This window comes from Pseudomonas sp. MWU12-2037 (assembly GCF_023242345.1).
Lineage (GTDB): Bacteria > Pseudomonadota > Gammaproteobacteria > Pseudomonadales > Pseudomonadaceae > Aquipseudomonas > Aquipseudomonas gingeri_D.
On record NZ_JALLIZ010000006.1, the window covers coordinates 89986 to 102523 of the forward strand.

At 58.8% G+C, this 12538-nt stretch carries 14 protein-coding genes; 6 read left to right on the forward strand and 8 right to left on the reverse strand.

From position 1 onward, the window contains the following. Positions 1–74 precede the first annotated feature (74 nt). The 7 genes from M5B42_RS12765 to M5B42_RS12795 all read right to left on the reverse strand — a co-directional run bounded on the left by M5B42_RS12765 (position 75) and on the right by M5B42_RS12795 (position 6660). The gene (locus M5B42_RS12765) at positions 75–1076 is read right to left on the reverse strand and encodes a substrate-binding domain-containing protein (protein ID WP_177100601.1); all 1002 of its coding nucleotides are present in this window, start codon (positions 1074–1076) and stop codon (positions 75–77) included. Positions 1077–1146: 70 nt separating this feature from the next. After that, complete coding sequence (locus M5B42_RS12770; protein ID WP_177100603.1) at positions 1147–1965, reverse strand: SDR family oxidoreductase; 819 nt, start codon at positions 1963–1965, stop codon at positions 1147–1149. A gap of 26 nt (positions 1966–1991) precedes the next feature. Continuing rightward, positions 1992–2882 carry an SMP-30/gluconolactonase/LRE family protein gene (locus tag M5B42_RS12775; protein ID WP_248746035.1) on the reverse strand — a complete coding sequence of 297 codons (891 nt, stop codon included), beginning with the start codon at positions 2880–2882 and terminating at the stop codon, positions 1992–1994. Positions 2883–2910: 28 nt separating this feature from the next. Next, positions 2911–4059, reverse strand: a complete 1149-nt coding sequence (gene dgoD / locus M5B42_RS12780; protein ID WP_103494860.1) for a galactonate dehydratase — start codon at positions 4057–4059, stop codon at positions 2911–2913. 48 nt (positions 4060–4107) lie between these two features. Then, the gene (locus M5B42_RS12785) at positions 4108–4728 is read right to left on the reverse strand and encodes a 2-dehydro-3-deoxy-6-phosphogalactonate aldolase (RefSeq protein ID WP_103494861.1); all 621 of its coding nucleotides are present in this window, start codon (positions 4726–4728) and stop codon (positions 4108–4110) included. A gap of 31 nt (positions 4729–4759) precedes the next feature. Next, on the reverse strand, positions 4760–5737 hold the full coding sequence (locus M5B42_RS12790) for a 2-dehydro-3-deoxygalactonokinase (protein WP_248746036.1): 978 nt from the start codon (positions 5735–5737) through the stop codon (positions 4760–4762). Positions 5738–6069: 332 nt separating this feature from the next. After that, positions 6070–6660: a TetR/AcrR family transcriptional regulator gene (locus tag M5B42_RS12795; protein WP_248746037.1), complete on the reverse strand. Its 591-nt coding sequence runs from the start codon at positions 6658–6660 to the stop codon at positions 6070–6072. Between the two features lie 171 nt (positions 6661–6831). On the opposite strand from M5B42_RS12795, the gene M5B42_RS12800 reads away from it, so the two are divergent. From M5B42_RS12800 to M5B42_RS12825, 6 genes are all read left to right on the forward strand, one after another. Further along, on the forward strand, positions 6832–7404 hold the full coding sequence (locus tag M5B42_RS12800; RefSeq protein WP_248746038.1) for an NAD(P)H-dependent oxidoreductase: 573 nt from the start codon (positions 6832–6834) through the stop codon (positions 7402–7404). Continuing rightward, complete coding sequence (locus M5B42_RS12805; RefSeq protein WP_248746039.1) at positions 7401–7976, forward strand: cytochrome b; 576 nt, start codon at positions 7401–7403, stop codon at positions 7974–7976. Before M5B42_RS12800 ends, M5B42_RS12805 begins: the two co-directional genes overlap by 4 nt. Positions 7977–8105: 129 nt before the next feature. After that, complete coding sequence (locus M5B42_RS12810) at positions 8106–9263, forward strand: MFS transporter (protein WP_248746040.1); 1158 nt, start codon at positions 8106–8108, stop codon at positions 9261–9263. A 152-nt stretch (positions 9264–9415) separates the two neighbouring features. Beyond that, on the forward strand, positions 9416–9850 hold the full coding sequence (locus M5B42_RS12815) for a cupredoxin domain-containing protein (protein ID WP_248746041.1): 435 nt from the start codon (positions 9416–9418) through the stop codon (positions 9848–9850). Next, the gene (locus M5B42_RS12820) at positions 9840–10664 is read left to right on the forward strand and encodes an FTR1 family protein (protein WP_248746042.1); all 825 of its coding nucleotides are present in this window, start codon (positions 9840–9842) and stop codon (positions 10662–10664) included. Before M5B42_RS12815 ends, M5B42_RS12820 begins: the two co-directional genes overlap by 11 nt. A gap of 25 nt (positions 10665–10689) precedes the next feature. Further along, a complete protein-coding gene (locus M5B42_RS12825) occupies positions 10690–11220 on the forward strand; it encodes an iron transporter (protein ID WP_248746043.1) in 531 nt (176 codons plus the stop codon). Between the two features lie 296 nt (positions 11221–11516). On the opposite strand, the gene M5B42_RS12830 is transcribed toward M5B42_RS12825, so the two are convergent. Continuing rightward, positions 11517–12515: a LacI family DNA-binding transcriptional regulator gene (locus M5B42_RS12830; RefSeq protein WP_248746044.1), complete on the reverse strand. Its 999-nt coding sequence runs from the start codon at positions 12513–12515 to the stop codon at positions 11517–11519. Positions 12516–12538 lie beyond the last annotated feature (23 nt).

A 12538-nucleotide genomic window follows, 5' to 3' on the forward strand; every position in this document is an offset into this window, starting at 1 on the left:
GCACCGGGCCGCGCACTGCGCAACCCACAGGGTGGACGTCAGGTGCAAGGTCCAGCCCTTGCGCCGAAGGCGTGTCATTTCCACAGCCCGATCTTGGTCAGCTCTTGCTGGAAGTTGGCGCGGGTAATCAAGGTCACGGTATCCAGGGCGGTGTACTTGGCCGGTTCCTTACCGGTGCTGACCCAGGTAAACATCTGGCTGGCGGTTTCATAACCCGAGGTATCGGGACTCAACAGCATCGAACCGTAGAAGCCGCTGTCGGCCTTCTTCAGCTCGCCGATGGCATCGGTGCCGTTGATGCCGACACCGATCACATTGGCCGCCTTGAAACCGGCGCTTTCGGTGGCCCGCACGCCGCCCAGCACGGCACTGTCGTTCATGCCGCCGACGATCAGGTTCTTCGCCGTGCCCGGCAGCTTGACCAGGGCCGAGTTGGTGGAGTCCATGCTGCCAGGGACATCGAGGGTTTTCTGCGCCGTGAAGAGGATATGGTCCGCCGGCAGGCCCGCGGCCTTGAGTGCGTCGACCGAACCGTCGGTGCGCTTCTTGCCGGTATCCAGTTCGTCGAAGGTGTTGATCACCGCGTAAGTGGCGCTCCAGTCCCAGCCGCGTTTTTTCGCTTCATCGGCCATCGCCGTGCCTTGCTTCTGGCCGATCTTGAACGCCGCCAGGCCGACATAAGGAACGTCTTCCATGGGCTTGCCGTGGGCATCGACAAAGCGGTCATCTACGGCCAGGACCTTGAGGTCGTTAATCTTGGCCTTGGCCATGATCGCCGGGCCCAGCGAGGTGTCCGGCGGGCAGATGACAAACCCCTTGGCGCCGCTGGCGGCCAGGGTGTCGATGGCCGCCAGGGTCTTCTCGCCATCGGGCACGGCGATCTTGATCACCGTGAAACCCTTGTCCTTGCCAGCCTTTTCGGCAAAGGCCCATTCGGTCTGGAACCAGGGCTCCTCGGCCTGTTTGACCAGAAAGCCGATCTTCACCTCTTCGGCCGAGACCCAACCGCTGAAACTGCTGGCGGCGACCAGCGCCGCGGCGCAGGTCAGAGAGCGGATGTTGCGCTGAATAAACATAAGTAACCCTCTTGTTGTTATTGGTTCGTTACGTACGGAAAGACTGCCCGGCCCAACGGCCGACTGGGCGTTACTCGTGGTACAGCACTGAACGGCCGCCATCGATCATCAGGCAGGTGGCGTTGATAAACGGTGCCTCGTCGGTCGCCAGGAACAGCGCCGTCATGGCCACCTCGACCGGCTGGCCGATACGTCGTGGCGGGTGCAGGTCGAAGGCCCGTTGCCGTTCGGCGTGGGGGTCGTCGAAGCCGTTCCAGTAGTCGACATTGAGCTGGGTCTCGATATAGCCCGGGGCAATGGCGTTGACCCGAATGCCCTTGGGCGCGTACTCGATACCCAGCGCCCGTGTCAGCCCGAGCAGGCCATGCTTGGCCACCGGGTAGGGAAAGCAGCCCGGAATGATGTGGCTGGAATGGGTCGAGGCGATATTGATGATGTTGCCGATACCCTGCTCGATCATGTGCGGCAATACCGTGCGGCAACCGAACCAGGCGCCGTCCAGGTCGATGGCGAAGCAGCGGCGCCAATCCTCGTCGCTCATCTCCAGCGGATCGCGAAACACATTCACGCCGGCACAGTTGACCAGTACATCAACGCGCCCGAACTTTTCAATGGCCAGGTCCACCAGGGAACGCCATTGTTCCTTGGAGGTAATGTCCACGGCCTGGGCATGGACCTGGGCGCCACGTTCACGCCAGCGGGCCGCCACACGCTCGACTTTCTCACCCTGGATATCGCCGATCACCAGCCGCGCCTGTTGTGCCTGGAAGCAGGCGACAATCGCCTCGCCGATCCCTTGGGCCGCCCCGGTCACCACCACCACTTTGTCTTTCAATCGGTCGCCGTAGGTGGGCTCCGGAACCTCGGGTAAAGACAGCGCTTCAGCCATTTCAAATACTCCTGTCAGTCAGATGTTCAGCCGGAAAAACGCTGGCAGGCCAAGCCTTTCACGCCAACGTCGGCCATCAATAACGCGCCGTCCAGAGCCCCATCTTTCCCTTCCCTGCTGCTCGCCGGCCGGGCGCTGGTGACGTAAAGCGTGGACAGATCGGGCCCGCCGAAAACACAGCTGGTGGGGTACTCGACGGGTAACTCAATGACCCGGTCGAGCGTGCCGTCGGGGGCATAGCGAATCAGGCAATGACCGCCCCAGCGGGCATTCCAGACATAGCCCTGGCTGTCCATGGCCGAACCGTCCGGCACACCACGGCTGGATGGTTGGCCCCAGGGGCTGCGTGCGCCCAGGGAACCATCGACCTCGATGGCATAACGATAGAGTTGGCCATCAAGGCTATCGGCGCAGTAGAGCTGCGTGCCCGTGGCGTCCCAGAGCAAGGTGTTGACGATGCCCTGCCCCTCCAGCAAAGGAGTGACGCGAGCATCCGGATCGACCCGGAACAAGCCGCCTGAACGCCGGGTGATCGGCAAGTCGCTGCCATCGGCGGCCAGGTTGTTCTGCATGCTGCCCAACCATAGTCTTCCCTGCGCATCGCAACGGGCTTCGTTCGCACGGTTGCCGCTCACCGGGTCGGCCACGCAGAACAGGCTCAGGACCGGCTGCTGCGACGGCGAGTCGAGATCAAGGCGATAAACGCCACTGGCCAGGGTCACCAAGGCATCACCGCGCTCGCACGGGATGAATGCCGACACGGCTTCGGGCAACTGCCACTGCTGGTAGTGCCCGCCACTCAGGCGGCAGGCCAGCCGAGCGGCGATATCCACCCAGTACAGGGCCTGGTTCGGGCCGTCCCAGAACGGGCCTTCCGCCAACATGAAGCGCTGTTCGCTCACCGCTTGCCATTGCATGACTAATCCTCCTGTCTGATCCATGGTCTTACCACTCGGCAAAGCTGCCGTCGGCATGGCGCCAGATCGGGTTGCGCCAGCGGTGGCCGATGGCCGCGCGTTCGATGACGTACTCCTCGTTGATCTCGATGCCCAGGCCCGGGCCGTTGGGGATCTTCACGAAACCCTTGTCGTAATCGAACACCCGCGGATCCTTGACGTAGTCCAGCAGGTCGTTGCTTTCGTTGTAATGGATGCCCAGGCTCTGTTCCTGGATAAACGCGTTGTAGCAAACCGCGTCCAATTGCAGGCATGCCGCCAGCGCGATCGGACCCAGCGGGCAATGCAGCGCCAGGGCCACGTCATAGGCTTCGGCCATATTGGCGATCTTGCGGGTTTCGGTGATGCCGCCGGCATGGGAAGCATCCGGCTGGATGATGTCGACATAACCTTCGCTGAGCACCCGCTTGAAATCCCAACGGGAAAACAGGCGCTCACCCAGGGCAATTGGCGTGCTGGTCAGCGGCGCCAGTTCTTTGAGAGCTTCGTAGTTTTCGCTGAGCACCGGCTCTTCGATAAACATCAGCTTGTAGGCGTCGAGCTCCTTCATCAGCACCTTGGCCATGGGTTTGTGGACCCGGCCATGGAAGTCCACGCCGATACCGACATTCGGCCCCACCGCATCGCGCACGGCGGCGACGTTGGCCAGCGCCAGGTCGACTTTTTCGAAACTGTCGACGAACTGCAGTTCTTCAGTACCGTTCATTTTGACGGCGGTGAAACCCCGCTCGACGGCTTCCCGGGCAGCCCGAGCGGTGTCGGCCGGACGGTCGCCACCGATCCACGAATACACCCGGATCTTGTCGCGAACCTGCCCGCCCAGCAGATCGCTGACCGAGACCCCGAGCGCCTTGCCCTTGATGTCCCAGAGCGCCTGGTCGATCCCGGCCAGGGCGCTCATATGCACCGCGCCACCACGGTAGAAACCGCCGCGATAGAGCACGGTCCAGATATCTTCGATATTGCGCGGGTCCTTGCCGATCAGATAGTCCGACAGCTCATCCACGGCCGCCGCGACGGTATGGGCGCGGCCTTCGACCACGGGCTCGCCCCAGCCGGTCACGCCCTCGTCGGTTTCGACCTTGAGGAACAGCCAGCGTGGTGGAACGATAAAGGTGGTCAGTCTGGTGATTTTCATCGTGTTGTCTCTCTTGTTCAGAGGCAGCGCCCACGGCGCCGGAAAGTCTTAACGCAATGCGTTCCAGGCCTGCACATAAGCCTTGGCGCGGACAGCCACTTCGTCAGGTGTCAGGCCCGGCTTGAACAGCCCGGAACCGAGGCCGAAACCGCTGACGCCCGCCTCGACAAACACCCGCATATTGTCCGGTGTGATCCCGCCGACCGGGATCAGCAAGGTTCCTGCCGGCAGCACCGCCAGCCAGGCCTTGACCACCGCCGGGCCCATTTGCTCGGCCGGGAACATCTTCAGGACATCGGCGCCTTCGGCCAACGCGGCAAAGGCTTCGGTCGGCGTGGCGACACCCGGCGACAGGTACAGGCCCGCCGCCTTGGCCGCGCGCAAGACCTTGGGGTCACTGTGGGGCATGACGATCACCTGGCCGCCGGCCGCCTTCACTTGCCCGACCTGTTCCGGGGTCAGCACCGTACCGGCGCCGATCAGGCAATCGGCAGGCAACAGGCTGCGCAGGATGCGAATACTTTCGTAGGGTTCAGGCGAATTGAGGGGCACTTCAATAACGCGAAAACCGGCCTGGTAAAGCACCTCGCCGATGGCCGCCGCCTCTTGCGGACGCAGGCCGCGAAGGATCGCGATCAGCCCGTTTTTCGCCAGTGCTTGCTTGAGCATGTCAGACCTCCTGGTAGTTGAACGCAGACGCTCAGCCGAGCAGCCCGGCCGCTTCGGCCAGGTGCCATAACCCGCGCTCGGTGGCCTGTTCGGCCAGGCTCACCGAGGCAAAGCCGCAGGCATCGAGCGCCCGGCTGTAGCGGGTACAAAGTTGGGAATTGCCGATAAGAATGATCGAGGGCAAGTGACTGCCGTTGCGTCGACGACGCTGTACGTCGGCGAGGGCCACGAGTTCGTGACCGATCAACAAACCCGACAGGTAGTCGACTTGCCCGGTGGCACTCAGCTCGCCGGTCAGGCCAAGGCTACGGGCACTGAACAAGGTCGAAAGCGGGCCGATCTCGCCGTCAGTGGACAATGCCACCTGTACGCCGCGATCAAACGCCAGCCCATCAAAGGTCGCACCGCGTTGTTGAGTGCGGCCCAGAATGCTGTGTTCGCTGAGGATGGCGAACAACTCGCCGGTCATGAAGGTGTCGAAATGCACGATACAACCGTCGGCCACTTCGACCCATTTCGAATGGCTGCCCGGCAAGCCGATCAGCAGATTGTCGCCAGCACCCGCCGACAGGCTTTGCAGGACACCGAGGACCTGGGTCTCTTCGCCGCGCATCACATTCGGCAGCGGTGAGCGCTGGATGACGCCGGGCACGATATGCACCTCGACGCCGCGCAGGCTGCGCAGGGTTTGCAAGGACGTACCGAGGTTGGCGACATTCGCCGGGGTAGCGCAATAAGCGGCTTCGCGCCAGCCCTGGGCGCTGCCGACCATGCCACAGGCGATCACTGGCAGCTCGGGCTGCGCCTCCAGCCAGTCGCCGCAGGCGTCGTCGAACGCCAATTCGAAACCATCGGTGCACATCTGGCCGGCGATCATCCGCGGCCCACTGGGCAACTGCATGATCCCCGACGACAGCGAGCGCTGTTCGAGCACCTGGCCGCCAGCAGCGAGTTTGTAAGCCCGAAGGGAGGTGGTCCCCCAATCGAGCGCGATCAATTGCGCCTGCATCGCTTCACCTGAATTTATTTTTGGACAGTGAGTGCGTAGAGCTGATGCGGCGACTATAGACCCTGGCTTAAACAAATCTCAATATATATTTATACATCCCACATATAGGGATTATAGTTTGATTGTGACGGTGCTCACACGTGGCAGAGGCCCACAACCGTGCTACCGGATGAGGTCGCGGCCATCAGGTGCTCAGGCTCACGTCGGTGATCCCAATGTGAGTGGTAGCGCTACGCCTGCATGAAGTGCAACTTCTCGGTGTTGTGTCTATGGTCGCAATGCCAGCGACCTTCGCGAGGATCAGAATCCTCGGCGCACAGATCGACTACTCACTACACAACGGACCGGAAGATCAGGGCCGACAAAGAGATGGCGAAGTCCTTATCGAGAGGTTCACCCAACAGCATCCTGTACCAAAAGGCCCCGTGCAGGGCCACGACGGCCGTCTCGATATCGGCGTCGGCGGAGATCTCACCCAGTTGCCTGGCGTTCTCCAGGATCAGACGAACAATGGTTGCCCGGGGGGCGAGAAAACGCTCTCGAAAAGTCTCACGAAATTGCGGGTCCTGTTGCGCGGAGGCCATCAGGCTACGCAATGCGGCGCCATCGTCTCCCAGATTCGAAAACAGGTTGGTTAGAAATCCCCGCATGACTGCCTCCGCGCCGCCCTGCGCGGGCACTTCGATGCGCTCGGCACTTTCCATAAAGGCATCCAGAACCAGTTCGGCCTTGCTCGGCCAACGACGATAAAGCGTCTGTCGGCCCACACCGGCTTCTTCGGCGATTTTCTGGACGCTGACCGCTCCGTAGCCATGGGTGCTGACCAATTTCCTGGCCGCCTCAAGCAAGGCCGGTCCAGCAGAGTCATCCCGAGGTCGTCCAAGGGATTTAGCGGCTTCATCGTGAAGCGATGGCAAAGGCATTGCGATACTCCAGTCTCGTATGTATAATTTCGAGACCATAGTATCACAATAGCCTGTAACGCCGGAGCGTCCGCCGCCGGTCCAAGGCTTGGGAAGCCCCTGACGGGAGAACGACCCATTCACCTTGCAGAACAACCGCGGGCCACATCAATCACTTGGAGATATGGATAGATGACTCAACAACCCCACTTGCGCTTCGTGACACTCCTGGGCAGCTTACGCCAAGGCTCGATCAACGGTGCCCTGGCCAAGGCGCTTCCTGCGCTCGCACCCGCCGATGTCAACATCGAGCACCTTGGCTCTATCGGTGAGTTTCCCCATTACGACGCTGACATCCAGTCAGCTGGCTTCCCGACACCGGTCACGGTAATGGGGGCATCGATCCTCGCTGCCGATGCCGTCATCATCGTGCTGCCCGAGTACAACTATTCAGTGCCCGGCGTGTTAAAAAATGCGCTCGACTGGATATCACGACTTCCCAATACCCCGTTCGCCGGCAAGCCTGTAGCCATCCAGTCAGCCTCACCGGGTGCATTGGGTGGCGCACGAGCCCAATACCACCTGCGACAAATGCTTGTCTTCCTTGACGCCCATGTACTCAACAAGCCGGAAGTGATGATAGGTCAAGCCGCGACCAAGATAGATGTACAAACCTCTGTGATTTCGGATGTGACCACCTGTAACTTTGTGAGCAGCCAGCTAGAGGCTTTGGCGATACTCGTGCGCGGGCGGACACGAAATTGAATACCCGGCAGACCCACGCCTTTTATACCGGCACCGCCAAAATACTTCACTGGTTCATGGCAGCGCTTTGGATTGCTATCTGGGTGATCGGATTTACGGCTGTGCATTGGCGTGACGTATACAATCACCACTTTCAATTGACCTTCTTGCATAAAGCACTGGCCAGCACGATTTTGCTCTTGACCGTGCTGCGAATTTTCTGGCGACTAAAGCACCCGCCACCCGCCATGCCGGAAACTTTGTCTGCCTTGATGCAACGGCTCGCCCATCTTGGTCATTTAGGTATCTATGCCCTGGCTCTTATTGTGCTACCCATTTCGGGGTGGTACTGGAGTTCGGTAGCAGACAAACCCATCCTGATGCTGGGCCTTATTCATATACCGCCCTTGGTAGCAGCCGATCAATCACTGTACGCCACCGCGAAATGGATACATACCCTGATCGCGTGGTCTTGCGGACTCATCATTCTCGGCCACATCCTGGCGGCGCTAAAACATCACTTCGTCGATCGAGATGCTGTCCTTCGCCAGATGTTACCCAATTGCCGTTCCTCATCAAGAACCCACGACTGACTTAAAATAGCAGAGCGAGTGAAACCCGGAAGTTACGTTGTCGTATCTGCCCTGCGGCGACCGTCAGCAGAGCACGAATTTCATCAGAAACGATTCGCTCTAATCAATCGAATTCAGCGGAACAAGAATATGTCGACTCTCAAACCTGTCGGGGCATTTTCACTGCTCTGCGTGGCGTGCCTTACCATTATGGTCGGTTGTGTGATTGTACCTGGCCTGACCAGCATTGCGTCCGGCCTCGGTGTAACAGGCTCGGCCAGTTGGCTCGTGACACTCCCTTCTTTAGGCGTTGTGCTCTTTGGCCCCATCGCCGGAAGTATCATTATCCACAAAGGCCCTCGGTTCTCACTTCGCTCAGGGTTGGCGTTATACGGTCTTATTGGTATTGCCGGCGCCTTGCCTCTAGGGTCAATTTATACCTATATCGACAGGCTTATCCTGGGAGGTGCCACAGCATTGGTAATGGCTTCTGGAACCTCACTGATCTCCGAGTTCTACAACGGCCATGCCCGGCTGAAAATGATGGCTCGCCAAGGGATGTCCATCGAGCTGGGTGGTGTGATTTTCCTGTTTATCGGCGGTGTCCTGGCTGAAATGGGCTGGCGCTGGCCATTCCTGCTGTACCTTGTGAGCTGGGTTTTCCTGGCCATGATAGCGCGCTTTATCCCGGCCGAGTCACCGACACACCAGGCCAAAGACACTCATACGGAACATCACGGCAACGCTGCCCGTGGCGCGACAGCCAAGGTCCTGCCGGTTTATCTCGCGGCCTTGCTGTCAATGACCATCTTTTTTGCGGCGATCATCACATTACCGCATCGGCTCCATGCAATGGGCTTTACCGAGTCAGAAACCGGCTATCTGCTGTCTTTCGTTTCACTTATTGCCGTCGCAGGGGCATCCACCCTTCCGAAGCTGATCGTACGCATTGGTGAGTACTCAACGCTTGTGATCGGCTTTTTTTGCTACGCAGCCGCTCATATAACCTTCAGTTCGACGCAACACATTGAAGTGATAATAGCTGGCAGCTTTATGCTCGGGCTGGGTTTTGGCCTGACCATACCGTTGGTCAATCATATGGCGGTGGAAAGAAGCCACCCCCGCATCAGAGGAAAAAATCTGGCCTATCTGTCCATGTCTATCTTTCTAGGCCAGTTCTTATCCTCTTTCTTTGATTACGTCCCCGGTGGGGCACAACAAATTTTCAAGGATGCTGCTGTATTGGCGACTGTTGGCGTCGTGATATTTTCAGCTCGTGTATTGCAAAAAAAATCAATTAAAACCTAGCCAAGCGCATCCGTATAAATTTCCAAATCACTGAATCACCAGCAGCATTTTTGAGCAAGACAATCACTTCAGCCTATTTTTCAGCCGCACGGAGCTGCACAGCGACTCCAGATGCCCCATAGACGAATAGTATTTAATTTGAGGGTGACACCATGTTCGGACACTTAGTATGTGCCTTAATTAGTTTCATAATAGGGACCCTGCTCTTACCTATCATCAAACAGCAGTTCAATCCACCTCCGAGCGTCGTTCAGACAATCACGCCCCACATGACAGCACCTGCCGCAAAGTTCCCCACAGAGTCGCCCATTGCACTCGTTTTACAAAACCATCGTTTCAATCCATCGAACTTTACTGTTCCGGCCGGTAAACGCTTTCGTATTCAGCTTACGAGCCATGATCCTTCGGTGGACGAGTTCGAAAGCTACGATATGAAATTCGAGAAAATCGTAACGCCCAACACGACCATTACGGTGTATGCCGGCCCCATGCACCCTGGAACCTACAGCTTCTTTGATGACTATCACCCTGAGGATGCCAAGGGCACCGTCACCGTTGAAACAGGAGATCAGGATAATGTTCGCTAGTTTGCTGATTGTTTTCCGAGAGGTCCTTGAAGCGGGGATTATTGTTGGCATCGTGCTGGCGGCTACCCAAGGTATCGGCCGGCGCACTCATTTCATTGCCGGGGGCATGGTGGGGGGCCTTTTGGGAGCTGGCGTCCTGGCGTTGTTTGCTGATGTGATCACCGAGTCTTTGTCGGGATTTGGAGAGGAAATCTTCAACAGTGTGATTCTTGTTATCGCCGTGTTCATGCTCGGCTGGCATAACCTCTGGATGGTTCGCCACGGTCGAGAAATGGCCTCGGAAATGAAAGCCCTGGGGCATGCGGTCGCGCGGGGCGAGTCATCCCTGCCAGCCATGGCCATCGTCGTCGCCGTCGCGGTATTACGTGAAGGTTCCGAAGTGGTGCTCTTCCTTTATGGAATAGCCGTATCCGGGCAGACAACAGCCCTCTCGATGTCCGTGGGGGCAGTACTCGGCGTCTTGGCGGGCAGTTTGGTTTCATGGCTGCTCTATCGGGGTCTGGTCACCCTCCCCCTGAGCAGATTGTTCAGCGTTACCAGTTGGTTGATCGCGTTGTTGGCCGCCGGCATGGCCGGGCGCGCGGCAGCCATTCTTGTCGGCGCCAACCTGATCCCCGCGTGGGGATACGAGTTGTGGGACACCTCATCGATCGTGGCAGACGGAAGTCTGTCCGGTCGGGTCCTTCAAGCGTTACTGGGTTATAGCGACAGGCCCATGGGCATTCAGATGGCCGCCTGGGCCTTTACCTTGAGTGCCCTGGTCATCGGCAATCGGCTTATCCGCAGCCGCCCCGCCACTTCTTCTATTTGCTGAACCTCAACCTCCCAAGGAATGCATGATGAAACCTTCATTCAACGCATCAGTATTGACGCTGATGAGTGCCTGCGCACTGACTTTCAGTGTCGTTGCGCAAGCCCGTGAATACCCGATCGGTGGCCCGGTACAGGCCCATGACATGGAAATCGCCTCCTCCTATCTAATCGGCATCGACATGGCCCCCATGCCGCCGGGCATGCTGATGGGCGCCGACAGCGTCCACCTGGAAACAGACGTCCACGCCACCGCTGACAATAAATATGGCTTCGCCAACGGTGAGTGGATACCGTACCTTCGTATCTCTTACTTGCTCGTCAAGCAAGGATCGCCCGACTACAAAGAGATCGGGACGATGATGCCGATGGTGGCTAAAGACGGTGCCCACTATGCAAATAACGTCAAAATGGACGGCCCCGGGACTTACACCGTTGTCCTTCGCTATGAAAGCCCCCAGGTCAATGGCTTCTTCCACCACGTGGACAAAGAGACCGGGGTACCGGAATGGTGGGGGCCTTTCAGCGAAACCTTTACCTTCCAGTATCCGCAAAAGTGACTCAGCGCTGCCGCAACTGGATTTGCTGTCCAAACCGAACGAGAGCTACACGAAGCTTTACGAAGCCGATAAAAAGTTTGCCTGAGGCTTTCTGACGGATTGATAGTCCTGGCCCGATAGCCGCTATGCGCTGAAAAAGGCTCTCGCTTGCGAGGGCCTTTTTTATTGCCCGGCGATCGGCATAAGCGGCGACAAACAAGGCATCCTCCGGGCAGTAGACCTCGCACATGAGGCAGGTCTGGCAGTCGTCCTGCCGAGCGATCTGTGGTGCCTGCCCCGCGCCATGATGAGCGTCGTCACCAGGACTCACGCTCGACGAGCGGGCATGCAACCCTGTGAGTCGCAGGGTCGTCCCGGCCTTGAATCACATGCTCGGCGGCACGACGCCCCATCTCGTAGTACGGTAGTTGCACGGTACTCAGCGGCGGATAGAACAACTCGGCCACCCCGATCATGTTGTCGTAGCCAAGGACCGCCACATCCTCTGGAATACGCAGGCCACGGCTGAGCAGGTATTGATAGGCGACCAGCGCAATGCGGTCGTTGCCACAGATAAGCAGGTCAAACGCCGGCTTGCCCTCCGGGCCGCACAATTGCTGTTCCAGCGCGACCATTGTTTCCTGATAGGCATCGTCGGTCGACAGGTTGTATTGGGGAATATCGTCCACCGACAGGCGGACCTCGGCGAGGGCGCGAACCAACCCGCGCTGACGCCACTCCCAGGCCAGGCTGCTTTGCGGCAGGCTGATGCACAGCGGACGCCGGTAGCCGCGTTTCAATGCATTTTTTACCGCCAGGTACTGACCCTCTTCATCGTCCGGTATGTAGCATGCGACGTCGGCTTGCGAACTGATGCAGTTGCTCAGCACCAGAGGCAGGCTGCGCAGTACCTGGGGGATTTCGACCGTGCGTAACTGCATGGCGCTGAAGATGATTCCGTCGGGCTGATGCGACAGCATCAGATCGATGGTTTGCTGGTTCGGCGGCGCTTCGAACACGTTGAGGATGAAAACGTTCCAGCCGTTTTCCCGTGCCGTGCGCTCCATTGAAAGGAGCATTTCCACGGCGAAGGGCGTTGTCGCGGTATCAAGCGCGAAGACGCCAATGGTCTTGCCACTGGAGTGACCACCACGGATCTTGCGAGCTGAAAGGCTGGGCACATAACCCAGGGTCTCGATCGCTTGACGAACCTTCGCCAGGGTTTCCTGGTTCAGTTTTTCCGGGGTGTTGAGTGCCCTGGAAACGGTCATGAAGGAAACCCCCGCCAGCCGTGCGACATCTTTAACTGAAGCCATTCGCGGGTGCCATTGCTTGTCTG

What these genes read in the sequence shown, in the direction of transcription:
- M5B42_RS12765 (WP_177100601.1), bottom strand. Translation starts at nt 1,076, where the DNA reads ATGTTTATTCAGCGCAACATCCGCTCTCTGACCTGCGCCGCGGCGCTG.
- M5B42_RS12770 (WP_177100603.1), bottom strand. Translation starts at nt 1,965, where the DNA reads ATGGCTGAAGCGCTGTCTTTACCCGAGGTTCCGGAGCCCACCTACGGC.
- M5B42_RS12775 (WP_248746035.1), bottom strand. Translation starts at nt 2,882, where the DNA reads ATGCAATGGCAAGCGGTGAGCGAACAGCGCTTCATGTTGGCGGAAGGC.
- dgoD (WP_103494860.1), bottom strand. Translation starts at nt 4,059, where the DNA reads ATGAAAATCACCAGACTGACCACCTTTATCGTTCCACCACGCTGGCTG.
- M5B42_RS12785 (WP_103494861.1), bottom strand. Translation starts at nt 4,728, where the DNA reads ATGCTCAAGCAAGCACTGGCGAAAAACGGGCTGATCGCGATCCTTCGC.
- M5B42_RS12790 (WP_248746036.1), bottom strand. Translation starts at nt 5,737, where the DNA reads ATGCAGGCGCAATTGATCGCGCTCGATTGGGGGACCACCTCCCTTCGG.
- M5B42_RS12795 (WP_248746037.1), bottom strand. Translation starts at nt 6,660, where the DNA reads ATGCCTTTGCCATCGCTTCACGATGAAGCCGCTAAATCCCTTGGACGA.
- M5B42_RS12800 (WP_248746038.1), top strand. Translation starts at nt 6,832, where the DNA reads ATGACTCAACAACCCCACTTGCGCTTCGTGACACTCCTGGGCAGCTTA.
- M5B42_RS12810 (WP_248746040.1), top strand. Translation starts at nt 8,106, where the DNA reads ATGTCGACTCTCAAACCTGTCGGGGCATTTTCACTGCTCTGCGTGGCG.
- M5B42_RS12815 (WP_248746041.1), top strand. Translation starts at nt 9,416, where the DNA reads ATGTTCGGACACTTAGTATGTGCCTTAATTAGTTTCATAATAGGGACC.
- M5B42_RS12820 (WP_248746042.1), top strand. Translation starts at nt 9,840, where the DNA reads ATGTTCGCTAGTTTGCTGATTGTTTTCCGAGAGGTCCTTGAAGCGGGG.
- M5B42_RS12825 (WP_248746043.1), top strand. Translation starts at nt 10,690, where the DNA reads ATGAAACCTTCATTCAACGCATCAGTATTGACGCTGATGAGTGCCTGC.
- M5B42_RS12830 (WP_248746044.1), bottom strand. Translation starts at nt 12,515, where the DNA reads ATGGCTTCAGTTAAAGATGTCGCACGGCTGGCGGGGGTTTCCTTCATG.